The following is a 25168-nucleotide window of genomic DNA, read 5'->3' on the forward strand; positions in this document are numbered from 1 at the left end:
TCACATTTACTGCTTGTCTCAATTTTATATTGGGAGCAAGCTAAAATGGGACTATAGTCATTTTAGTATTCCTAAGTTCAATTGCTCTGTCCAGTTTGCTTATGCATATATCAATACCCCCTTAAAACGCATTTTATTATTAAAAACCATTTTCTCTTAAAAACTCCATGGTTACATTGCTTTCATTTTTTATTTCTTCATCCTTGTTATTTACTAATTTTTCAATATATTTTCCAACCACATCACATTCTAAATTTACAACTGACTGAACTTTTTTCTCATATAAAATTGTATTTTCTAAAGTATGCGGTATAACAGATACTTTAAACTTTTCATCATCAACATATGCAACTGTTAGACTTATGCCATCAATGGCTATTGAACCTTTGTATATAATATATTTCAAAATCTCTTTTGATGCAGATATAGTAACCCATGTACCATCGACCTTTTTTTCTATATCGGTTATTTTACCTACTCCATCTATATGACCACTTACTATATGTCCACCAAATCTATCTTCTAATTTCATTGCTCTTTCAAGATTAATTTTATTTCCTGATTTCAAACTTCCCAGTGAACTTTTTTCTAAGGTTTCTCCCATTACATTAGCTTTAAATGAAGATTTAGTCATTTCCAAAACTGTTAAACATACACCATTTGATGCAATACTATCTCCTATTTTAGTATTTTCCAGTACCTTATTGGCTCTTATTTCTATTACTCCAAAGCCTCCCCCTAATGTAAGTTTCTCTAAACTACCTACTTCTTCAACAATTCCAGTAAACAATTAATCACATCCTTTTACTTCAATTTATTTATATATCCTTCTATAACTATCTCCTCTGATAATTTTTCATAAGTTAAATCTCTAAGTTTTACAGCATCACTTAATTTAGAAAATCCCTGTCCACCTATACTACTTTTACTTGTTTCACCACCTAATATTTTAGGTGCTATATAAAATCTTACCTTATCAACTATATTTTCTTCTAATGCAGAAAAGTTTAATGTTCCTCCACCTTCAATTAATATAGAATCTATTTTTAAATTACCTAAATATATCATCAATTCTTTTAAATCAACTTTTTTATTTTTATCAATTATTTCTATTACTCTTGCACCTTTATTAACTAATTTTTGTTTTTTTAATTTGTCAGCATATTTAGTTGTTGCTACTATGGTTAATCTATCAGAGTTATTTACTATCTTTGAATCTAATGGAATTCTTAAGGTGCTATCAACAATAATTCTTATTGGATTTCTCCCATTTTCTATTCTGCATGTAAGTTCTGGATTATCCTTAATAACAGTATTTACCCCTACCATAATAGCTGACAATTTATTTCTTAATAAATGCCCATCTCTCCTTGCTTCTTTTGATGTAATCCACTTTGACTCTCCTATAGCTGTAGCTATTTTCCCATCTAATGATATTGCACTTTTTAAAATAACAAATGGTAAATTTGATGTTATATATTTAATAAATGATTCATTTAATTTTTTACATTTCTCTTCTTCTATACCAACTATAACTTCTATATCATTCTCTTTTAGTTTTTTTACACTTTTTCCTGATACCATTGGATTTGGATCCAACATTCCTATTACTACTTTTTTTATTTTTTTCTCTATTATTAAATTTACACATGGAGGAGTTTTTCCATAATGTGCACATGGCTCTAATGTTATGTATATCGTACTTCCTTCTAATAACTTAGTAGCGTTGTTAATGGCATTTACTTCTGCATGTGGTCCTCCATACTGCTCATGATATCCTATTCCAATTATCTCATCGTCCTTTACAATTACTGCACCCACTAAAGGGTTTGGATTAACCTTTCCTATTCCTTTTTTAGCCAATTCTAATGCTAACCCCATATACTTCTCATTCACTAAATTCACCTTCTTCTTAATATAAAAATCATAGCAACCACTTATAGGCATGAGTTATTTATTTTCATTTGCCTAAATTAATTATGATTTGAATTTTTATGAAATTTTCCTTTTTTACAATGTTCTAAAGAAAAAAATCCCTGAAGTGTAATACTTCAGGGATTAATAATAATCTTATTTATAATGAATTATGATTTTAACGTATCAAAATAAAGATATATGATTTTAATATTATTTAGATATAATTAAAAATCATATTTTATCTTATAAATTAAAAAACCCTGAACTAAAATATAAGTTCAGGGTAAAAATCAATTTAAATAATACGAATTAAAACCTAATAATCATTAGATCAAATAAGTAATTTCTTCTTCCATCCAGACTTTACTGTCGGCTTCGGAATTTAACCGAATCTGCTATTTCTAGCTCGCGGGCTTTACCGCCGGTAGGGAATTTCACCCTGCCCTGAAGATTAATATTTAATTTATATTTTTATATTATCATATTCTTCTAATTATGTAAAGGTCAACACGTAATCTTTTTTCATATTTTACAATAATCTATTAATTTGATTTTTGAATTTTAAAATTTACATTCATTTCCTTTATCCAGTTAATAGTTTCTTTAGATTCATTCCATGCTTCTAAACTATATTTTATATAATGCATAGCTTCTGCATCACTTCCGAATCTAGATATTCTAGGTAATACTTTAGGAATTTTCTTTTGTTTCAATATATATGGTATTACAAATGAATTTTTCTTGTATGCTTTTCTTATAGCATCTTCTGCTTCTTTTATTTTTCCTGTTTTATAACGTAATAAAGCCTTATTATATGATACTGCTGCTAAATAATCATTATCATATTTTTTAAATAACTTTTCTGCATCATCATATCTTTTTTCAATTAATAACCAACTAGACAATATTCCTCTTACCATTAAGTTGTCTTTTTCATTAAATTCTAATATTTCAAATGCATTATCTATAGCATCATTTTTTTTACCCATTTTCCATAATTGAATAGCCAAAGTATATTTAGCTCCAAAAAATGGTTGAGCTTCTTTTTTATTAAAACATTCTTTAGATGCAGTTTTTAAACTGTCAATGCCCAATATGTATTTACCTGAATCAACTGATTTTTCTAATAACTCTTTCTTATCATTATCAGTTAAACTTACATCTTTAGATAAAATTATATATGCATCTGAGCAATACTCACAAACACTTAAAGCCTCTTTTGCAAGTTTTACCTTCTTATTAAAATTCTTTTCAGACCATGCTTTTCTCATTATTTTTTGAGCTTTTATAAATTCTTCAGTAATTCTAATATTTTCTTCTTTCTCAGCTTCTACTTCTTTTTTATCATTTAAAGAATCGCTCTTATCATTAGAATTTACTATCCATATTTCATCATCTTTTGATATATTTAATAAGTTTCTTATTTCTTTTGATTTCATAGAGCCCGTACTATTACTTACTCCAAATTCTTTATATAAATCAAGAGCTTTAATATATGGCTCCTCTTTAACATCAAATAAATTATTTACTGTTCCAATTGCATGAACAACTCCTGCTGCCCATGAAGAGCTTTTCCCTTTTTTCAATGAATCTTCATGGCTCATTCCTAAGTCATGTAACGCTTTTATACAAACTTTTTCATATTGTTCATTAAGATATTGATTTGAAAAGACTTTTATCTTTCCAAGAATTTCTTCATATTTTTCAACTATTGAGTTAGGTAAATTTTGCATTATTTCTATAACTCCTTTTTTTAAATCTCTCATAAGGTTTCATTATTCACTAATATAATTAAAATATCTTATAATTAAAATATTATTCTTTATTTTTTAATACCTTTATATTATATATTTTAATTATATTATCAGCAAGTGTTATACGTAATAGAACCACTTAATTATATCACATTATATGAGAATATATATTTTAATACTTTTTAGCAATATATATAAACTTTGTTCATATATATCTGTAAACGTATTTTTATAAATTAATTATAATTTATAAAAAACTACTTTCTTTAGGCGGTGATATATTGTTATCAATAGATTTATATTATTTTCATAAAATTTTATCTACTACATATGATAAATTCAATTTAATTCAAAAAGAAAAATGTAATGTAAACGACAATATTTTTGAAGATTTATATTTAAAAAAATGCTTTAATTCTTTATGGCTAAAAAAATTGAACTTACAAATAAACAATATAAAAACTAAATATAAATTTAACATACTTGAAAAAAATCACAATTTACTCAAAATAAAATTTAACTACCTACAATCCTTCACTTTAAATAATTCACCCAAAGGTATAATATCATATTCATTAGATGAATATATACTTATATCAAATAAAAGTAATCACAAATTAAAAATAATGTTTTTAGTTAATAAAGAGGAAGATCCTAATTTATATGAAGATATACTAAAAAAAGATTTACTACAAATAATGAATATTATTTCATCTAATAAAATAGGTATTTGGAGTTCTAAAATAAAGGTTTTAGATCGTCTATATAAAAAATATCTTGAAAGTAATAATTGTTACAGAACACCTTATACTTCTGATAGAAGTTTTTCTTATGATCCATTAAAAGCTTGTGAATACGCCGAAAAATTTGCTTTGACTCCTAATAAAGATTATACATCCTTTGATGGTATAGGTGGAGATTGTACAAATTTTATTTCTCAATCAATTCATTTTGGTGGGTTAAAGACTTCAAATTCATGGAAACCCTATAGTAATGCTTGGGTTAGAGTTGAAGAGCTACATTCATATATTATAAAAAATAAACTTGGATTTGAAATTAATAAAAATTCTCCTTTAAAGAAGGGTACTATAATACAATTTTATACACCTAAAATAGGTCGATTCTTCCACTCAGGTTTAATAACTCATATTCTTCCAGATGGAGATTACTTATACTGCTGTCATAGCTATAACAAATTAAACTATCCTTTAAGTTTAACCTACCCTATATTATATCCTAGAATAAGAAACTTAGAAATATATTAAAATTTGTTCTTAATTTTGCACTTTGTTTTAAGTATAACTTTATGTATGTACTAGGTTAAATAGACTTCTCAATAATATAGGATACCTTAGAATGATTCAAACTAAGATATCCTATATATTTAAATTATTTAAACTGTTATTTCACTCTTAATTTTTAAAGCTTTTTCATTACTTTCTATAATAGGATTTACATATTCATCAATAAATTCTACTACTTGACTTGGTGCTCTACCAACAAATTTTTTAGCATCTATTATTGATAATATTTCATCCTTAGTAAGTCCAAAAGAATTATCATTTATTATTCTTTCTATTAAATCATTATCTAATCCTTCACCTTTAACTCTTTGAGCTGCTGCCATAGAATGAACTCGTATTTTTTCATGTAATTCTTGTCTATCTTTTCCTCTTTTTACTGCTTCCATCATTATATTTTCAGTAGCCATAAATGGCAGTTCACTAGCTACATGTGATGCTATGACTTTATCATATACTACCATGTTTTCAGCTATGTTCATATAAAGATTTAATACTCCATCTAAAGCCAAGAATCCTTCTGCAACTGATAATCTCTTATTAGCTGAATCATCTAACGTTCTTTCAAACCATTGAGTTCCTGCTGTTATTGCTGGATTTAAAGCATCTACTATTACGTATCTAGCTAGTGCACTAATTCTTTCACTTCTCATAGGATTTCTCTTATAAGCCATTGCTGATGATCCTATTTGATTTTTTTCAAAAGGTTCTTCCATCTCTTTCATACTTTGAAGTAATCTTAAGTCATTACTAAATTTATAAGCACTTTGTGCAATTTCTGATAATGTATTTAAAACTATTGAATCAAGTTTTCTTGGATAAGTTTGACCTGTAACGCCAAAACTCTTATCAAATCCCATTTTTTCTGCTATCATTTTATCTAATTTTTTAACTTTTTCTTCATCACCATCAAATAATTCCATAAAACTAGCTTGAGTTCCAGTTGTTCCTTTTACTCCTCTTAGTTTTAAACTATGTATTACAAAATCTATATTTTCAATGTCCATAACTAAATCTTGCATCCATAAAGTCGCTCTTTTTCCTACTGTAGTTAATTGAGCTGGTTGATAATGTGTAAATCCTAATGTAGGTAAATCTTTATATTCAATGGCAAAATTCTTTAAGTGATTTAATACTGTTACTATCTTATCTTTTATTAATAAAAGTGCATCTCTCATTATTATTACATCTGTGTTATCGCCTACGTAACAAGAAGTAGCTCCAAGATGAATTATACCCTTAGCAGCTGGACATTGTAACCCATATGCGTACACATGACTCATTACATCGTGTCTTACTTCTTTTTCTTTTTTTATAGCTTCTTCATAATTTATATTATTAATATTTGATTTTAATTCATTTACTTGTTCCTCTGTTATATTTAAGCCTAGTTCTCTTTCACCTTCAGCAAGAGCTACCCATAGCTTTCTCCAAGTTGTAAATTTCATATCATCTGAAAAAATAAAACTCATTTCTTTAGATGCATATCTTGAATTTAATGGTGTGCTATATAAATTTCTCATACAAAAACCTCCACACGAATATATTTTATTTTTTTTATTTCAACATTCGTATTATAACATATTTTTTATATTTTCATAGTATTTTATTGAAAAATTTACTTAATGTTATTATTTTTTATTTTAAATCATATATATAAACATAATGTATTCTAAAGTTAGGAGTGAATAAAATGTATAAATTAAATATATTCGATAAAATTTCTTTTATTTTAGTTATTCTAGGTGCCTTTAATTGGGGATTAATAGGTTTACTAAATATTAATTTAGTAACTATATTTTCTTTTGGAATACCTATAATTCAAAGAATAATATATATAATAATTTTTTTATCATCATTAAATTTACTGTCATTGCTATTTAAATGCAATAATAATTTAAATAAAAAAATTAATTAAAATACCTATTATAATATTTTCCCAATAAGTAAATAATATTATTCTTCTATTTGCTTATGGGGAAAATTATATTTTAATTAGAATATTATACATAACAAAAGAGATGTCTCCTAAATTTATATACTTTTTAGGGACATCTCTTTTTAATAAATATTAATCGTCTAAAGATTGAACTAAACTTACTAATTCTTCAACTGCTAGAGCTTCATCATCTCCAGATGCTGAAATTTTTATTGCAGCATCTTTAGTTACAGCTAAAGATAAAACTCCTATTAAGCTCTTAACGTTTGCTTTCTTACCATTGTATTCTATGCTAACGTCTGACTTAAATCCTGAAGCTTTCTTAACTAATAATGTTGCTGGTCTAGCATGAAGACCTGATGAACTTTTTACTATAACTTCTTTTGATACCATTATATCCACCTCTTTACAAAAAATTAATTAATAAATATAGCATCCAACCATTTTAGTATATACTGTTTTGTAATTAATTTCAACTTAAAAATAATTAAGATGCCCATTACCAAGCTCTTCTTTATCTTATCTAGGTTGTACTATAAGTTTTATTGCTGTTCTCTCTTCTCCATCTATTTGTATATCCGTAAAAGCTGGTACACAAATAATATCCTTTCCACTTGGTGCCACAAATCCTCTAGCTATTGCTATAGCTTTAACTGCTTGATTTATTGCTCCAGCTCCCACTGCTTGTATTTCCGCTATGTTCTTTTCTTTTATTATTGCCGCTAATGCGCCTGCTACCGAATTAGGATTTGATTTACTTGATACCTTTAATACTTCCATTTTTATTATTCCTCCTAGAATCATTATACAAAATCGTTTACATTAATATATATTCTATACAATCTATTAAATTCCTTTTATTTAGTATAATATTTTATAAAGAAAAAAGATAAAATGTATAATAATTATACATTTTATCTTTTAATTTTATTTAGCAAAGTCTACTGTTCTAGTTTCTCTTATTACATTAATCTTAATTTGTCCTGGATATTCAAGTTGTTCTTCTACGCTCTTCACTAAATTTCTAGCTAATTCAGCAGTACCAGCATCGTCAACTTTATCTGGTTTAACAATAATTCTTATTTCTCTTCCAGCTTGAATGGCATATGACTTTTCTACACCCTCATAAGAATTTGCGATTTCTTCTAATTTTTCCAATCTCTTAATATATGCTTCTAATGTTTCTCTTCTTGCCCCCGGTCTAGCTGCTGATATAGCATCTGCCGCTTGAACCAATACTGCTTCTAAAGATTGCATTTCCACATCTCCATGATGGGCTGCTACAGCATTTATCACCAATGGTTGCTCATGATATTTCTTAGCAAGGTCTCCTCCAATTAGTGCATGAGGACCTTCTTGCTCCTGATCTACAGCTTTACCGATATCATGTAGTAATCCTGCTCTTTTAGCTAGAGTAACATCTAAACCTAATTCTGAAGCCATTAAACCAGCTAAATATGAAACTTCTATGGAATGTTTTAATACATTTTGACCATAACTAGTTCTATACTTTAATCTGCCAAGTAGTCTTATAAGTTCTGGATGTAATCCATTTATTCCAGTTTCTAGGGTCGCTTGTTCCCCTTCTTCTTTTATATCATTTTCTACATCTTTAACTGCTCTTTCGACCATCTCTTCGATTCTTGCTGGATGTATTCTACCATCCACTATCAACTTTTCAAGTGCTATTCTTGCAACTTCTCTCCTTATTGGATCAAAGCTTGAAAGAATAACTGCTTCTGGAGTATCATCTATTATTAAATCTACTCCGGTTAATGTTTCTAGAGTTCTAATGTTTCTTCCTTCTCTACCTATTATTCTACCCTTCATTTCATCATTTGGTAGCGCAACAACATGCACAGTAGTTTCAGACACATGATCCGCAGCACATCTTTGAATAGCAGTCGTGATTATTTCTCTTGATCTTTTGTCTGCTTCTTCTTTTGCTTTGCTTTCGATTTCTTTTATCATCAATGCAGCATCATGTGAAATTTCTCTTTTAATTTCGTCTAAAAGAATTTTACGAGCTTCTTCACTAGAAAGAGATGAAATTCTTTCCAATTCTTCTCTTCTTTGAGTATATATTTCTTTTACATTGGCTTCTACTTGATCTATATCAAGCATTCTTTGATTAATTTTTTCTTCTCTTTTTTCTAGCGTATCACTCTTTTTATCAAGTGATTCTTCTTTTTGAATAACTCTTCTTTCAAGTCTTTGAATCTCATTTCTTCTTTCACGAGATTCTTTTTCAAAATCATTTCTTAACTTATGAACCTCTTCCTTAGCTTCAAGTATTGTTTCTTTTTGAAGAGCTTCTGCTTCTCTTTTAGCTCTTTCTAAAACATCTTGTGCCTCATTTTCAAGAGATTCAATTTTATCCTTCGATACTTTTTGTATCATTTTATAAAGTAGTATTCCTAATACTAATAATATAATTAAATTTACTATTATTATTAAAATCCAAAATTTCATATAAACACCTCCTAGCTTGTTAAGCTATCTATTTTTGTAAACAAGAAATCATAGTAGGTGTCATATTATTCTCACTGTATTGGGAATATGATAAACCAGTATTCCTTTTTATTCTATATTAAAAATAAAATTATGTCAAGCTTGCTATGATATTGTTATCATGCTCATATTTACTGAGTTACAAGAGTTTTTTTTATTTGTATTTGCTATAAAATTTTAGTAATAACAACATATATAATCATAAAAATATTTTCATATAACAATATTTATATATATCATCCTTTTTATTGTAAAAAAAGCAAAAGAAATAATCCTTTTGCTTTTTATAATTATCTATTTATTTATCTGATTGTTCCTTATTTTCTTTATTTTTAACTTCAGATGATGTTTCATTTATAACAGCATCCATCAATGGAAGATTATGTTTTTCTCTTATTTGATTTTCTACATCTAATGCAACTTCTGGATTTTCTTTTAAGTATTGTTTAGCATTTTCTCTACCTTGACCCAACCTTATGTCTCCATATGAGAACCATGCCCCACTCTTTTGTACTATTTCTTCCTTAACTCCAACATCTAATATGTTTCCTTCTCTTGAAATACCTTCGTTATACATTATGTCAAATTCTGCTTGTTTAAAAGGTGGTGCTACTTTATTCTTTGTTACTTTTATTCTTGTTCTATTACCAACAATACCATCACCTTGTTTTATAGAGTCTATTCTCCTTACATCAAGTCTTACTGATGCATAGAACTTTAATGCTCTTCCTCCTGTTGTTGTTTCAGGTGAACCAAACATTACTCCAACTTTTTCTCTCAATTGGTTAATGAAAATTGCTATGCAATTTGTTTTACTAATTGTACCTGCTAGTTTTCTTAATGCTTGTGACATTAGTCTTGCTTGAAGTCCAATATGAGAATCTCCCATTTCTCCTTCAATTTCAGCTTTAGGAACCAATGCTGCAACAGAGTCAACTATAATTACATCAATTGCACCTGAACGAACTAATGCTTCTGCTATTTCAAGACCTTGTTCTCCTGTATCTGGCTGAGAAACTATAAGATTTTCTGTATCTACCCCTAAGTTTCTTGCATAAGATGGATCTAATGCATGTTCTGCATCTATAAATCCTACTGCTCCACCTTTTTTCTGTGCTTCTGCAGCTATATGAAGAGCTATTGTTGTTTTACCTGAACTTTCAGGACCATAAATTTCAATAATTCTTCCCTTTGGAACTCCACCAATTCCAAGTGCTATATCTAAATCTAAACATCCAGTAGAAATTGAATCAATATTTAAAACACTGTCTTCACCTAATTTCATAACTGAACCTTTACCAAATTGCTTTTCTATTTGTCCCATTGCATTTTCAATTGCTTTTAATTTATTTACATCTATATTAGCCATAATGTTACCTTCCTCTCATCGAACTTATGTTCTGTATATAATTATAATTTAACTATTATTATTAGTCAACAGTATTGATAAAAATTCCCCCTTTAAAATACATCTTAAAGAAGGAATTTATTATAATTATATCCATGTTATATTATTTTAAACTTATCTATTTATTAGTAGATATTGAATCTTTGTTTTTCTTAAAATATTCATATCCTGAAATTATAGTTATTATAACAGCTGCTATTAGCATTATATTTGGAACTGTACTAAAGAATCCTTTCCAAAATTCACTATTAATAACTAAATTAGTTAAATACTTTGAGTCACCTATACTAACTTGTAATAGCAATAATACTATAGCTATTATTTGTATTACTGTTTTTATCTTTCCCCACCAACTTGCTGCTATAACTCTTCCCTCAGAAGCAGCCAATGTTCTTAAGCCTGATACTGCAAATTCACGTGCTATTATTATAACAGCAGCCCAACTTGGAACTATATGCATTTCAACTAATGTAATTAGTGCAGTTGTCACTAATAGTTTATCAGCTAAAGGATCCATAAATTTTCCAAAGTTAGTAACTTGGTTTCTACTTCTTGCAATATATCCATCAAGCTTATCTGTTAAAGCAGCTAAAACAAATATTATAGTAGCTATAAAACTACCATATGGTATTCCTTTAACAACTATAAATATCAGAAAAATAGGTACCAAAAATATTCTAATTAAAGTCAACTTATTTGCAAGATTCATCTTCAACAACTCCTATTAAATCGTAATCCATATTTTTGATTATTTTTACTTTAACGAATTCACCTATCTCCAATGGCTTAGGAGATTCAAAAAATACATTTCCATCTATATCAGGTGCCATCTCAAAATTTCTACCTTTATAGCATTCACCATCATATTCTTCAATTAGAATATCATATTTTTTGCCAACTTTCAATTTATTTATATTATTAGAAATCTTTTCTTGAGATAACATTAACTTTTCTTCTCTTTCGCTCTTTATCTCTTCATCTATTTGTCCATCCATTCTTGAAGCCGGTGTATCTTCTTCTCTTGAATATTTAAAAACTCCTACTTTATCTAATTTATATTCTTGTAAGAATTCTAAAATTTCTTGAAAGTCTTCTTGTGTTTCTTGTGGAAATCCTACTATGAATGTTGTTCTAATTGTAATATTTGGTATATTCTTTCTAAGTTTTTCTATTTTATCAGTTATGTCTTTCTTGCTTGTTTTTCTTCCCATAAGCTTTAATACATGATCACTTATGTGCTGTATAGGTATATCTAAATATTTTACTACTTTATCATTAGATGCGATTTCTTCTATTAATTCATCATATATGGCTTCGGGATAGCAATATAATACTCTAATCCACTTTATTCCTTCTATTTTAGATAACTCTTTTAATAATACATGAAGATTTTTCTTACCATAAATATCACTACCATATTGTGTTGTATCTTGAGCTATTAATATTAACTCTTTAACACCTTTACTTGCTAAGTCTGTAGCTTCACTAATTATATTTTCCATCCTTCTACTTCTAAATTTTCCCCTTATTTTAGGAATTATACAATATGTGCAAAAATTATTACAACCTTCTGCAATTCTTATATATGCACTTTCCTTTTGTGTTGTAAGAATTCTGTCTCCTTCATTTATGTTTTCATCAGAATAATTTAATAATTGAGAAGCTTCTTTATCTCCTTCAATAAGTTCTGTAATAACTTTATCTATTTTATTATAATCATTAACTCCTAACATTATGTCTATTTCAGGTATAAGATTTTTTAATTCATCACCATATCTTTGTATTAAACATCCTGTTGCTATAAGAAGCTTACACTTGTAATTATTTTTATATTCAGCCATTTCTAAAATAGTATCTATTGATTCTTGTTTAGCCGACTCTATAAACCCACATGTATTTACAATTATAACATCTGCTTCTTTTGCATTATTAGTTATTTCATATTCATTACTCATTTTTCCAAGGATGATTTCAGAATCCACTCTATTTTTATCGCATCCTAAACTCACCATTCCAACTTTGTACTTAGTCAAGTTTTTGTCCTCCTGTATTTTAATGTTTTTAATTATACCAAATTAATTATAATATTTATAGCTATATTATCAACTATAATTAATTATTTAAGTTTTCTTTTTTAATTCTCATCTTTATCATCATATAATTCTTCTTTGGTAATCAATATCTTTCTTGGTCTACTTCCATCTTTTTCAGATATTATACCTCTTTCTTCTAACTGATCCATTATTCTAGAAGCCCTATTAAATCCTATCCTAAGTTTCCTTTGAAGAAAAGAAGTTGATGCTTGCTCGTATTCAATTACCGCATTTATGGCATCATTAAGTAGTTCATCAACATCATCACCATTTTCTGATATTGATGATTGAGCTTCATTATTTATATGCTCTATTATTTCTTCTTCATAATTACTAGTACCTTGACTTGATTTTACAAAGGATATAACTTGTTCTACCTCTTCTTCTGATATAAAGCAACCTTGTACTCTAAGTGGTTTACTTTCACCAACTGGATAATATAACATATCTCCTTTACCAAGAAGTTTTTCTGCACCAGAACTATCAAGTATTGTTCTAGAATCTATTTGAGACGAAACTGCAAATGATATTCTAGATGGTATATTAGCTTTAATTACACCTGTTATTACATCTACTGATGGTCTTTGAGTTGCTATGACTAAATGCATACCTGCTGCTCTAGCCATTTGTGCTAATCTACCTATATAATCTTCTACATCATTAGGGCAAACCATCATTAAATCTGCCAATTCATCTACTATGATTACTATATAAGGAAGTTTTTCTTCTATTACTCCTTTATTAAATAATTCATTGTATGATTCCATATTTCTAACACCCATTTCAGCAAAAAGCTTATATCTTTTTGTCATTTCATTTACTGCCCAATTAAGTGCTGCTGCTGCCTTTTTAGGATCAGTAACTACTGGAATTAAAAGATGTGGTATTCCATTATAAACATTGAGTTCAACAACCTTAGGATCTACCATAAGCAATTTAACTTCATTTGGACTATATTTATATAATAGACTTATTATTAAAGAATTTATACATACACTTTTTCCTGAGCCCGTTGCCCCTGCAATTAATGTATGTGGCATCTTACTTAAGTCTCCTACAACACATTTCCCTGAAATATCTTTTCCAAGAGCAAAAGCTAATTTTTTACTTGAATTAATAAATTCTTTTGATTCTAAAACTTCTCTTAAAAATACTGCTACTTGATGTGAATTAGGAACTTCTATTCCTATAGCTGCCTTTCCTGGAATAGGTGCTTCTATTCTAATTCCTGACGCTGCTAATCCAAGAGCTATATCATCTGATAAATTAACTATTTTACTAACTTTAACCCCAGGGCTTGGTTGTAATTCAAATCTTGTAACTGATGGACCTTTTGTTACTTGAGTCACTTTTGCATCCACCCCAAAATTTGATAATATTTCTTCAAGCTTACTAGCATTTTCTATCAATTCTTTTTTATCAGAACCCTTAAGTTTTTTGTTAATCTTTAAAAGTTCTAAACCTGGATAAAAATACGGCATATCCTCTTTATTTTGTTCGTGATAAAGGTTTTCTTCTATTTCACTGCTCATATTTTGTTTTTCTTCACTATTTAATTTTATTTTTTTATGAGTGGCTTTCTTCTCTTCTACAATATTTTCAGTAATTTGATTTTCTATATCAGACGAGAATTCACCTTCTACATCATCTTTAATATTATCATTTTTCATAAAATCTAAAATCTTTATTTTTTTATCTACAGTTGATAAAAATGCATCTTTTTCTTTACTAATTATTGGAACGTCTTCATCTTTTTCAACCACGTTTACAAATGTATTATCTAAAACTTTAACATCTTTTTTAGATTTAGATTTTACATTTCTCTCGCTTTTTATTTTTTTTCCTTTGTCTTTGGCTACAATCACTAAATCATATAAATTGATATCAAATATTAATATAAGTGAAATAACAGATAAAGTAAAAAATAATATATAAGTCCCTATTGCCCCCATAAACCTATATAAAGGGTAACATATAAAATAAGCTATTAATCCACCATGTAAACTTCCCTTATTATCAATAATAAATCTAATGTTATCTCCAAAACTATCTGTATCATTCATCATTTGAATATTTATAACTGAACAAGTTAATATTAATATTAATATTAACATTAATATCCCTAAAAATCTTTTCCCGAACTTTACATTGCCTCTAGTTTTGATATATTGAAAACCAAAATATATTAGATATATAGGTATTGCATAAGAGCCTACACCTATTAATAAATAAGAAAAATTTTGTGCTAAAGAAGATAGTAATCCTGCTAAAGAAGTGTATATAGCTATGGCAAGTATTACGCCTATTGCCATATATATTATTCCTAATATATCATTATTTATATTGCTTTCTTTTTTAGTTTTTTTATTACTTCTTTTAGTTCCACTTCTGCTCACATTTAATCACCTCATTGTTAATTATTTCTACATAGATAAAACTTCTCCTTTAATAAGATACCACTAAAAATAAAAAACAGCTATAATTTTTTTCTATAGCTGTTTAAATACTTAATTATTATTCAGTTAATTCTTTTAATTTTGCTAAGGCTTCTTTTATTCCTCCAACTTCATCTATAAGTCCACAATCAACTGCTTGCTTACCAATAAGTATTGTTCCCACATCATTTAATAATTCATTTGTTTGTAGCATGAATTTTTCCAATTCTTCTTCTTTAATATGTGATGTCCTTGTAATAAATTCATTTATTCTTTCTTGCATCTTTTTAAAGTATTCAAAAGTTTGTGCTACTCCTATTATAAATCCATTCATTCTAACTGGATGAACTATCATTGTTGCAGATGGAGTGATAAAAGAATAATCTGAAGCTGTTGCAAGAGGTACTCCTATTGAATGACCTCCGCCTGTTACTATTGATACAGTTGGCTTAGATATACTTCTTATCATTTCTGCAATAGCAAGACCTGCCTCTACATCTCCACCAACAGTATTTAATACAATTAGAATACCTTTAACATTATCGTTTTGTTCTAGATCTATCAATTGAGGTATAATATGCTCATATCTTGTTGCTTTAGTCTGAGGTGGTAATACCATATGACCCTCTATTTGACCTATTATAGACAAAACTTGTATACTTTTATTTGGCGTTACAGGGGCTGTATTTCCAAATTCCCTTATAGATTGCATTTTGTTTTCGGCTTCACTGTTGTAATTTTTTTCATTATTATTTTCACCATTGAATATATTGTTCATAAAAACATTCCTCCCATACAATTATTTTGTACGGAAGGAATTATTATATACCTACTTATTTCATCTAAGATAAATTAAAAGTTTTATGAAGTACATTTATAGCTTTTTTAGTATTTTTTGAATGGATTAAACACCAAATTGTCATATTAGAGTCAGCTGTCTGTAATACTTCTATATTGGCTGTAACTAAAGATTTAATTATTTTAGCCATAACACCTGGTCTTCCATTCATTCTAGAGCCTATAACTGCTATAGTGCTGCACTCTTCTATTAAATGATATTTTAAATTAAAATTAGTCAATATATTTTCTACAGTTTCTTTAACTTTAGAATTTATTGTAAATACTTGTCTATCAGGAAATATATTTATTAGATCCAGACTTATTTTATTTGCAGCTAATAAGTCTAATACATCTTGATATTTCATGTTTCCTTCATTTTCAACAAGCTTAATTAAAACTTGAATTCTATCTTTTTGATGTGTTATTCCTGTTATAATTCTTTCATTTTCTTTATCACCAAAGTTATTTATTAATGTTCCTTTGCAATTACTCATTGTATTCTTAATAACTAAAGGAATATTAGCTTTCATTGCTAGTTCTATTGCCCTTGGATGAATAACACTAGCACCTTGATCAGCTAATTGAAAAACTTCATTATAGCTTATTACATCTATTAAACTAGCGTCTTCTACAAGTCTTGGATCAGCTGTCATAATACCATCTACATCAGTGTAAATCTCTATACTTTCTGCTTGAAGTGCTACTCCAAGTATTGATGCTGTTGTATCACTTCCACCTCTTCCTAGTGTTGTAAAATATCCATCTTCACACATTCCTTGGAAACCTGTAACTACAGGAACTCTACCTTGAGATATTAAGTCTAATATTTTCTTTGGATTAGTATCTATACATTTTGCATCAGTAAAATTGTTATTAGTTATAATTCCAGCTTGCCCACCTGTTAATGGAACTGCATCTATTCCTGCAGCATATAAATCATTACTCATCACAACAGAACTAATAAACTCACCACAACACATAAGTAAATCTTGAGCTAGTTTATTTGATATTTTAAAATCTTCATTTACTAAAGATAATAATGTATCAGTTGCATAAGGCTCACCTTTTCTTCCCATTGCAGAAACAACTACAACTGGATTATATCCTTCTTTTTTTGCTTGTTTTACTTTTTCAATTACTCTTTGTCTTTTTTCTGGTGTTGAAACCGAAGTTCCTCCAAATTTTTGAACAACTATCTTCATGTGTTTAATTATTTATCAAAATAGTTAAATATAAGTCTTTATACTTAATTTATTTTAATAAATATCCTCCCTTCATGATTACAAATATTACATCCTTAATAATATAATATTTGCATACCATTTTAAAGTTTAACTTTTTTTAAAGTTTAATTTTTTTTACTATTTCATCATCTGCATCAAGTATTATTGTTTTAGACCCTATTTTTTTTACACATTCCCAAGGAATTTCTAAAAACTCTTTGCTACCAAACATGCTAAATTTGCTAGTACTTGTATTAATAATTAAAAATTTAAAGTTTCCATCATCATCTATTATTAAATCATTATTTGCCAAATAATCGTATTTTTCACCATCATTTATATTTATCAACTCATATTTCTCTATATCACTTAAATATTTTATATTATTTAATTCTCCCATAATATATATCCTCCTTATTTGCTCATAACATAATATGATTAAAGAAGTATATTTATTACAAAATAAATTTATATGTTAACTTTATCTCTATTTGAAGAATTATTATATGCTTTTGTATCTGCCAATATTATTCTACTTAACTCATTGTAATTTACCTCTTGACCTACATAGCCAGCATTTAATATTCCTGGTTTAAAACATTCATCTAAAACGTTTTGTATGTCATTTTGGTTTATAGCATCTATTCTTCTTATAACTTCCTCTTCTGTAAATACCTCATTAGTAAAAAGATAACTTTTAGCATTTGCAAACATTCTTGAACTCGTACTTTCTAGTCCTAAAATATACGTAGCTTTTATTTTCTCTTTACTAATTTCTAATTGATTCTTTGTTATTCCATTATTTGAGAATTCTATTACTTCTTTATTTATAACTTCAAGTGCTTTATGTGCATAATTTTTGCTCAGACCTGTATATATATTTATAGTTCCTATACCTTGAAACGGTTGCAAATAAGAACAAATTGTGTAACATAGTCCTAATTCCTCTCTTACTTTTTGAAAAAGTATAGAAGAAGCTCCTCCCCCCAAAACATTGTTTAAAAGTACTAATGGATAACTATTTTTATCTCTATATGGTAACCCCTTTAACCCTAAAGAAATATGTAATTGCTCTATTTCTTTATTCACATATCCTGATTTACAATGTATTATTGGTGTATTATACTCAGGTATGTATTTTTCTTTACTTTTCCAACTACCAAAACAATCTTCTATTAATTTTTTCAATTCATTCTCATCAAATTTTCCACAAACTGATATTACTGAATTGTAAGGAGTATATTTTTCTGATATGAAATTTAAAATTTTTTCTCTAGTAAAAGATTTTATTTTAGGTATAGTTCCAAGTATAGGATATGATAATGGATTCTCTCTAAAAACAGCCCTTGAATGTTCATCATCTAATACATCTTCTGGCGAATCCTGACTCATATTAATTTCTTCTATTACTACACCTTTTTCCTTTTCTATTTCTTCTTCATCAAAATTTGAATTTAATATCATATCTGAAAGCACATCTAAACTTAAATCTAAATGAGTATTTAACGCTTTTATATAATAGCAAGTTGCTTCTTTACTAGTAAATGCATTTATTTGTCCACCTACATTTTCTATTTCTTCTACTATTTGTTTTGCACTTCTTTTTTTAGTTCCTTTAAAAAACATGTGTTCAATAAAATGAGATATTCCATTTACTTCCTCAACCTCATTTCTAGAACCATTTTGTATCATTATTCCAACACTTACTGAATTTAAGTGATCTATCTTTTCTGTTATAACTCTAAGTCCATTATCTAAAGTATACGTATTATACATAATTATTGCTCTCCTTCCATCTATGAATTACTTAAAATCATGCAGGTATAAAAATATTTTTCCCATAATAAATTTTAATATGAAATTTTTTTATTATTATATTTATATACTAACAATTACAATCCATGCTATATGTTAAGGGGAAATTTTAAATGATTATAATAAAAAAATCGCCAAAGCGATTTTAAAGTCATTAATTTATATATATTTATATAAAAAACATATGAAAAAAGAATAAAAAGGCAATTTAATTGCCCTTTATTTTTCTTCTTTGTTTTCTTGATCTAAAAGAACATCTTTTCTTGAAAGATTTATTCTACCTTGTGAATCAATTTCAGTAACTTTTACTAAGATTTCATCTCCTACAGAAACAACATCTTCTACTTTATTAACTCTTTCTTTATCTAATTTAGATATATGAACTAAGCCTTCTTTATTTGGAAGAATTTCAACAAAAGCTCCAAATGTAGTTATTTTAGTTACTTTACCTAAATAAATTTCTCCAGCCTTAACATCTTTAGTTAATCCTTCGATTATCTTTATTGCTTCTTTAACACCTTCGTGATCACTTGAACTTACAAATACAGATCCATCTTCTTTTATATCAATTTTAACGCCTGTATCTTGAATTATCTTATTGATAACTTTACCACCTGCGCCTATTACAGATCTTATCTTGTCTGGATCTATTTGAATTGTTTCTGTCTTTGGAGCATATAAAGAAACATCTTCTCTATGTTCTGATATACATTCATTAATTTTATCTATTATAGTTAATCTAGCTTTTCTAGCATCGCGAATTGCATTTTCTACTACATTAAAACTAAATCCTTTAAGCTTAGTATCAACTTGGATTGATGTAATTCCTTCAGTAGTACCTGCTACCTTAAAGTCCATATCTCCGAAGAAATCTTCTATTCCTTGAATATCAGTTAATACTTGTTCTTCTGATAAGTCTTCTGAAGTAATTAATCCCATAGCAATACCTGCTGCTGGTCTTTTTATTGGAACACCTGCATCTAATAATGCTAATGTTGAACCACAAACTGATGCTTGTGAAGTAGATCCATTTGAACTTAATACTTCTGATACTAATCTAATTGTATATGGGAATTCTTCTTCAGATGGGATTAATGGTTCAAGTGCTCTTTCTGCTAAAGCTCCATGACCTATTTCTCTTCTACCTGGTCCTCTTAAAGGTTTTACTTCTCCTACACTATATCCTGGGAAGTTATAGTGATGCATATATCTCTTTGATTGAGCCTCATCTATTCCATCTAAGATTTGTATATCTCCTACAGCACCTAATGTTGCTACTGTCATTACTTGAGTTAATCCTCTTGTAAATAATCCTGTTCCATGAGTTCTTGGAAGTAATCCAACTTCACAGCCTAAAGGTCTCACCTCATCAAAAGCTCTTCCATCAGGTCTTCTCTTGTCTTTTAATAACATATGTCTTACGACTTTCTTTTGCATGTTATAAAGTACTTCTTTTATATCTCCAAATTTATCTTCATATTTTTCGCCAAATTCTTCTTTAACTTTTTGATTAACAGCATCTATAGCTGCATTTCTTTCATCTTTATCAGTTATATACATGGCTTCTTTTATCATATCTGAAGCAAATTCTTTTATATCTTTTTCTACTTCTTCATCAACAGTAAATAATGTTGGAACATCTTTTTCCTTACCAAATTTACTAACTGCTTCTTCTTGGAAGTTAATTATTTTTTGACATTCATCAAATCCAAATTTAATAGCAGCAATCATAGTATCTTCAGGAATTTCATTTCCACCTGCTTCTATCATCATTACTCTTTCTTTAGTTGCACAAACTGTTAAATGAAGAGTACTTTCTTCACGTTCAGTTGCATTTGGATTAACAATAAAATTATCATCTATAAGTCCGACTTGAACAGCTGCAACTGGGATTGTAAAAGGTATGCTTGATAAGCATAATGCCATTGATGCTGCATTAATAGCTAATATTTCTGGTAAATTATCCTTTTCTACAGAAACAACAGTACAAACTACTTGAACATCATTTCTATATCCTTTTGGGAATAAAGGTCTTAGAGTTCTATCTACAGCTCTACCATTTAATATAGCTTTTTCTGATGGTCTTCCTTCTCTCTTTATAAAACCACCTGGTATTTTACCTACCGCATATAATCTTTCTTCATATTCAACACTTAGAGGGAAAAAATCAATTCCTACTCTTGGCTCACTTGATGCATTAACATTAGTTAAAATAACAGTATCTCCGTAGCTCATGAATGTAGCTGCATTTGATAGCATACCTATTTTCCCGAATTCAACTTTCATTTCTTTTCCAGCAATGTTAGTTGATAAAACGTTATTCATCTTTGAAACCCTCCTTTCAAACTCTCTTTATATTTTTTATAATTTTTTTAAAATAATAGAGCGGAAGATCCGCTCTAAAAATTATCTTCTTAAACCTAATTGTTTTACTATTGTTCTGTATCTTTCGATATCTTGATCAGCTAAATAGTTTAGAAGACCTCTTCTATGTCCAACCATCATTAAAAGACCTCTTCTTGAATGATGATCTTTTTTGTGAACTTTTAAATGTCCTGTTAATGAGTTAATTCTTTCTGTTAATAAAGCGATTTGAACTTCTGGTGAACCAGTGTCTCCTTCACTTCTTCCGTATTGTTTAATAATTTCTAATTTTCTTGCCTTATCCATAAGTGCACCTCCGTGTATTTTATCCCCTTATTTCCAAGTAAAAAGATGGCACCTTCAAACTTAGAAGTAGGTTCAATGTGTATTATATCAAAACTAATGATTATTGTAAATAAATATTATTTAACAACTATTTCTTCTTTCTCTGCAAATAATTTATTGTTTTTAAGTTCATTTACTAAATCATCTACAGAATCAAATTTCTTTTGATCTCTTATTTTTTTTATAAAATTAACTTCCATAATCTTTCCATAAATGTCATCATCAAAATTTAAAATATTAGTTTCTAAAGTAATCTCTTTGCCATTAACTGTTGGATTATTTCCTATGTTAGTGATTCCTCTATATATTTTATTATTGACTCTAACATTAGTATAATATACACCTATTTTAGGTAAAATAATGTCTTTATTATACTTTAAATTAGCCGTCGGAAATCCCATCATTCTTCCAATTTCTCGACCATGTACAATTTCGCCTTTTATAATATATGGTCTATTTAACATGATACTAGCTTCTGAAACATTACCAGCTTCTAATTCTTTTCTAATTCGAGTACTACTTATAACTTCATCTTTATATGTACATGAATCCATAACATGTAATTCGTATTCATATTTTTTTTCAAGTTCTTTTAAAAGTTTAGTATCACCTGAATTTTTATATCCAAATTTATAATTAAAACCTACTATTATTCCTTTTATATTTAAATTAATACATAGAAATTTTATAAATTCTTCTGGTGTTATTTTCATAAATTCTTCATTAAAATTTGCAAAATATGCTATATCAATACCCTTATCTTCTAACATCTTTATCTTGTCATCATTTTCCATCAAAAGTTTAAGAGTATTACTTGGATTTATAAATTTTCTTGGATGATTTTTGAATGTAAAGACCATACTTTTACCATTATTTTTTTTTGCTATCCTGGTAACTTCATCTATTAATGATAAATGTCCTATATGTAATCCATCAAAACTTCCAAGAGCAACATAATTATCATAAGTTTGTACATCTTCAAAGTTGTTTTCTATAATAATCATCTTTATTACTCCCACTTTAAAATAATAACTTTTGTATCTTAAATCCTTTGCTATCTTTCATGCCAAGTCCTATAAAAGTATTTTCTTTATCATATACTCTATACAAAATATTATTTTCTATAACTTCATCGCTTAATCTTTTATCATATACCTTTACTCCATTGACTAATAATTTTGTAAATGAAGTATTCACTGTCAATTTAGGATAAGATGAAAGTGCCTCTTCTATACTTATTATATAGCTTTCAATATTTTCTGGTGTTAAATCTTCAATATTAATACTATCTTCTTCTTTAAATACAGAAGTTTCAGTTCTTATTAAATTAACCATGGTTGCTCCTACATTTAGTTTTTCACCAATGTCATAACATAAGCTTCTTATATATGTACCTTTTGAACATGTAACTTTAAAAGACACATACGGTAAATCATAATCAATCTCACAAATATCATAAATAGTAATACGTCTTGCTTCTCTTTCAACTTCAATTCCTTGTCTTGCAAGTTGATAAAGTCTTACTCCATTTTGTTTCAATGCACAATACATTGGTGGGACTTGATCATATTCCCCCATAAAAGAAAGTATACTTTCTTTTACATCATTTTCTTTTATATGAGAAGTGTCTCTTTCTTTTACAACTTCACCTTCTAAATCATAGGTAGTTGTATTTTTACCTAGCAACAATTTTACCTTATATACTTTTCTAGAATTCATTATATAATCTATAATCTTAGTTGCTTTTCCTAGACAAACTGGTAAAACACCTTCAGCTTCTGGATCAAGAGTTCCTGTATGTCCAACTTTTTTTTCTTTTGCTGTAAATTTTATTTTTCTAACTACATCAAAAGAAGACATTCCTTTATTTTTAAATACGTTTAGTACACCATTCATAACTTCATCTCTTCTTTTATTGTTTTTAGTAAATTATTTTTAGCTTCTTCTAAATTTACACCTTTTTGAAGGGCACCTGCTGCTTTAATGTGTCCACCACCACCGTATATTTCTGCTACTTTTCTTACATCAACATTGTTTTTTGATCTTAAACTAGTTTTAATTCCTTTTTCTGATTCTTTTAATAATATAGCAACTTCTATGCCCTTTATTCCAAGACCAAAAGAAATTATATCTGAAGTATCTGTTGTTAATAAATTAAATTTTTCTAGTATATGATATGGTATTTCCATTACTGCTACTTTATTATTTAATGCTAATTCTAAATTTGATAACACATAACCCATTAATTTTATTTTATTAAATTCCCTATTATCAAAAAGACTGCTGTGTACTTTACTATTGTCTAATCCTAACCCTATAAGTTCTGAAGCTATTGCGTGTGTTCTCTTTGTAACATTAGAATGCCTAAAAGACCCCGTATCTGTAACTAAAGATGTATAAATTGCTTTTGCCATCTCTAAATTATTCTCGTCTTTTTTACTAAGATCAATACCTAATTCTTTTATAAGTAAATATGATATTTCTGCTGTGGCTGCTGCTTTAGGATCTACATAATTTATATATCCATATTGTTCATTTGATAAATGATGATCAATATTTATAATTTTTCCATTATAATTATCTAAATTTGCAGAAATTCTCTCTACATTACCACAATCCATTACTATAACTAAATCAGTGTATTGGTCTGGTTCTAGTGTATTTCCATCAACTTCTTCAGATAAAGAAAGGAAAGAGAGGTTATCTTGGATAACATCTCTTGAAATAATATAAGCATCTTTTCCTATAGTTCTAAGTGCTTTAAGAAGTGATAAAGTACTTCCTATAGCATCTCCATCCGGAGATGTATGAAAAGATAATCCAATCTTTTTAGCTTTTAATATCTCTTCCTTTATACTTTGTAAAGACATTATTTATCTTTTACCTTTTGAATTAACTCATCAATATGCATTGCATAATTTATTGAGTCATCTAATTCAAATAATATTTCTGGGTTGTGTCTTACATTTATTCTTTGACCTAGGATTTTTCTTATAAATCCACTAGCACTCTTTAAAGCCGTAAAGTTATCCTTTTTTTCTTCCTCTTTTGTTGAGAATATACTTACATATACCTTAGCATATCTTAAGTCTTTAGTAACCTTAACGTCTGTAACAGAAATCATAGCAGTAAGTCTAGGGTCTTTAATTTCATTTTGAATAATGTTACTTATTTCTCTTTTAAATTCTTCGTTAATTCTGCCGCCTCTATAGTTTGGCATTTA

The 25168-nt window shown here is 27.8% G+C and carries 23 protein-coding genes and 1 riboswitch; of the genes, 2 read left to right on the forward strand and 21 right to left on the reverse strand.

Features of this window, described 5'->3' with window-relative positions:
* Positions 1 to 139 precede the first annotated feature (139 nt).
* The 3 genes from RGC78_RS05200 to RGC78_RS05210 all read right to left on the reverse strand — a co-directional run bounded on the left by RGC78_RS05200 (position 140) and on the right by RGC78_RS05210 (position 3650).
* On the reverse strand, positions 140 to 790 hold the full coding sequence (locus tag RGC78_RS05200) for a riboflavin synthase (RefSeq protein WP_252212833.1): 651 nt from the start codon (positions 788 to 790) through the stop codon (positions 140 to 142).
* A gap of 14 nt (positions 791 to 804) precedes the next feature.
* Positions 805 to 1896 carry a bifunctional diaminohydroxyphosphoribosylaminopyrimidine deaminase/5-amino-6-(5-phosphoribosylamino)uracil reductase RibD gene (gene ribD, locus RGC78_RS05205; protein WP_252212834.1) on the reverse strand — a complete coding sequence of 364 codons (1092 nt, stop codon included), beginning with the start codon at positions 1894 to 1896 and terminating at the stop codon, positions 805 to 807.
* Between the two features lie 361 nt (positions 1897 to 2257).
* Positions 2258 to 2373: riboswitch (FMN riboswitch) on the reverse strand.
* Between the two features lie 86 nt (positions 2374 to 2459).
* Positions 2460 to 3650, reverse strand: coding sequence for a DUF6398 domain-containing protein (locus RGC78_RS05210; protein WP_309556181.1), 1191 nt, complete (start codon positions 3648 to 3650; stop codon positions 2460 to 2462).
* Positions 3651 to 3952: 302 nt separating this feature from the next.
* On the opposite strand from RGC78_RS05210, the gene RGC78_RS05215 reads away from it, so the two are divergent.
* Positions 3953 to 4936: an amidase domain-containing protein gene (locus RGC78_RS05215; RefSeq protein WP_252212835.1), complete on the forward strand. Its 984-nt coding sequence runs from the start codon at positions 3953 to 3955 to the stop codon at positions 4934 to 4936.
* A 128-nt stretch (positions 4937 to 5064) separates the two neighbouring features.
* Here the strand turns inward: RGC78_RS05215 and purB are convergent, their stop codons facing one another.
* A complete protein-coding gene (purB, locus tag RGC78_RS05220) occupies positions 5065 to 6495 on the reverse strand; it encodes an adenylosuccinate lyase (RefSeq protein WP_252212836.1) in 1431 nt (476 codons plus the stop codon).
* 170 nt (positions 6496 to 6665) lie between these two features.
* On the opposite strand from purB, the gene RGC78_RS05225 reads away from it, so the two are divergent.
* Positions 6666 to 6890, forward strand: coding sequence for a DUF378 domain-containing protein (locus RGC78_RS05225; RefSeq protein ID WP_252212837.1), 225 nt, complete (start codon positions 6666 to 6668; stop codon positions 6888 to 6890).
* A 153-nt stretch (positions 6891 to 7043) separates the two neighbouring features.
* Here the strand turns inward: RGC78_RS05225 and RGC78_RS05230 are convergent, their stop codons facing one another.
* From RGC78_RS05230 to rbfA, 17 genes are all read right to left on the reverse strand, one after another.
* Entirely contained in the window at positions 7044 to 7304 is a 261-nt protein-coding gene (locus tag RGC78_RS05230; protein ID WP_003373177.1) for an HPr family phosphocarrier protein, read from the reverse strand.
* Positions 7305 to 7430: 126 nt separating this feature from the next.
* On the reverse strand, positions 7431 to 7691 hold the full coding sequence (locus RGC78_RS05235) for a stage V sporulation protein S (protein WP_252212838.1): 261 nt from the start codon (positions 7689 to 7691) through the stop codon (positions 7431 to 7433).
* 147 nt (positions 7692 to 7838) lie between these two features.
* Positions 7839 to 9383, reverse strand: a complete 1545-nt coding sequence (gene rny, locus RGC78_RS05240; RefSeq protein ID WP_252212839.1) for a ribonuclease Y — start codon at positions 9381 to 9383, stop codon at positions 7839 to 7841.
* A gap of 337 nt (positions 9384 to 9720) precedes the next feature.
* Positions 9721 to 10791, reverse strand: a complete 1071-nt coding sequence (recA, locus tag RGC78_RS05245; RefSeq protein WP_252212840.1) for a recombinase RecA — start codon at positions 10789 to 10791, stop codon at positions 9721 to 9723.
* Positions 10792 to 10948: 157 nt separating this feature from the next.
* The gene (gene pgsA / locus RGC78_RS05250) at positions 10949 to 11539 is read right to left on the reverse strand and encodes a CDP-diacylglycerol--glycerol-3-phosphate 3-phosphatidyltransferase (RefSeq protein ID WP_252212841.1); all 591 of its coding nucleotides are present in this window, start codon (positions 11537 to 11539) and stop codon (positions 10949 to 10951) included.
* Complete coding sequence (gene rimO / locus RGC78_RS05255) at positions 11523 to 12863, reverse strand: 30S ribosomal protein S12 methylthiotransferase RimO (RefSeq protein ID WP_252226299.1); 1341 nt, start codon at positions 12861 to 12863, stop codon at positions 11523 to 11525. The genes pgsA and rimO overlap by 17 nt, the downstream gene beginning before the upstream one ends.
* A 101-nt stretch (positions 12864 to 12964) precedes the next feature.
* A complete protein-coding gene (locus RGC78_RS05260) occupies positions 12965 to 15319 on the reverse strand; it encodes an FtsK/SpoIIIE family DNA translocase (RefSeq protein WP_252212843.1) in 2355 nt (784 codons plus the stop codon).
* Positions 15320 to 15437: 118 nt separating this feature from the next.
* Complete coding sequence (locus tag RGC78_RS05265) at positions 15438 to 16136, reverse strand: ClpP family protease (RefSeq protein WP_252212844.1); 699 nt, start codon at positions 16134 to 16136, stop codon at positions 15438 to 15440.
* 64 nt (positions 16137 to 16200) lie between these two features.
* Positions 16201 to 17400 (reverse strand): aspartate kinase, encoded by a 1200-nt coding sequence (gene dapG / locus RGC78_RS05270; RefSeq protein ID WP_309556184.1) that lies wholly within the window; start codon positions 17398 to 17400, stop codon positions 16201 to 16203.
* Between the two features lie 139 nt (positions 17401 to 17539).
* Positions 17540 to 17821: a YlmC/YmxH family sporulation protein gene (locus tag RGC78_RS05275; RefSeq protein ID WP_252212846.1), complete on the reverse strand. Its 282-nt coding sequence runs from the start codon at positions 17819 to 17821 to the stop codon at positions 17540 to 17542.
* Between the two features lie 68 nt (positions 17822 to 17889).
* Positions 17890 to 19197 carry a M16 family metallopeptidase gene (locus RGC78_RS05280; RefSeq protein ID WP_252212847.1) on the reverse strand — a complete coding sequence of 436 codons (1308 nt, stop codon included), beginning with the start codon at positions 19195 to 19197 and terminating at the stop codon, positions 17890 to 17892.
* Between the two features lie 258 nt (positions 19198 to 19455).
* On the reverse strand, positions 19456 to 21561 hold the full coding sequence (locus RGC78_RS05285; RefSeq protein WP_252212848.1) for a polyribonucleotide nucleotidyltransferase: 2106 nt from the start codon (positions 21559 to 21561) through the stop codon (positions 19456 to 19458).
* 81 nt (positions 21562 to 21642) lie between these two features.
* Positions 21643 to 21906: a 30S ribosomal protein S15 gene (gene rpsO / locus RGC78_RS05290; protein ID WP_003373351.1), complete on the reverse strand. Its 264-nt coding sequence runs from the start codon at positions 21904 to 21906 to the stop codon at positions 21643 to 21645.
* Positions 21907 to 22022: 116 nt separating this feature from the next.
* Positions 22023 to 22949: a bifunctional riboflavin kinase/FAD synthetase gene (locus tag RGC78_RS05295; protein ID WP_252226293.1), complete on the reverse strand. Its 927-nt coding sequence runs from the start codon at positions 22947 to 22949 to the stop codon at positions 22023 to 22025.
* A gap of 16 nt (positions 22950 to 22965) precedes the next feature.
* Positions 22966 to 23841: a tRNA pseudouridine(55) synthase TruB gene (gene truB, locus RGC78_RS05300; protein WP_252226291.1), complete on the reverse strand. Its 876-nt coding sequence runs from the start codon at positions 23839 to 23841 to the stop codon at positions 22966 to 22968.
* Complete coding sequence (locus RGC78_RS05305) at positions 23838 to 24815, reverse strand: DHH family phosphoesterase (protein ID WP_252226289.1); 978 nt, start codon at positions 24813 to 24815, stop codon at positions 23838 to 23840. The genes truB and RGC78_RS05305 overlap by 4 nt, the downstream gene beginning before the upstream one ends.
* A complete protein-coding gene (gene rbfA / locus RGC78_RS05310) occupies positions 24815 to 25165 on the reverse strand; it encodes a 30S ribosome-binding factor RbfA (RefSeq protein WP_003374634.1) in 351 nt (116 codons plus the stop codon). Before rbfA ends, RGC78_RS05305 begins: the two co-directional genes overlap by 1 nt.
* Positions 25166 to 25168: the final 3 nt, after the last annotated feature.

Source organism: Clostridium aquiflavi (genome assembly GCF_031344075.1).
GTDB classification, from domain to species: Bacteria; Bacillota; Clostridia; order Clostridiales; family Clostridiaceae; genus Clostridium; species Clostridium aquiflavi.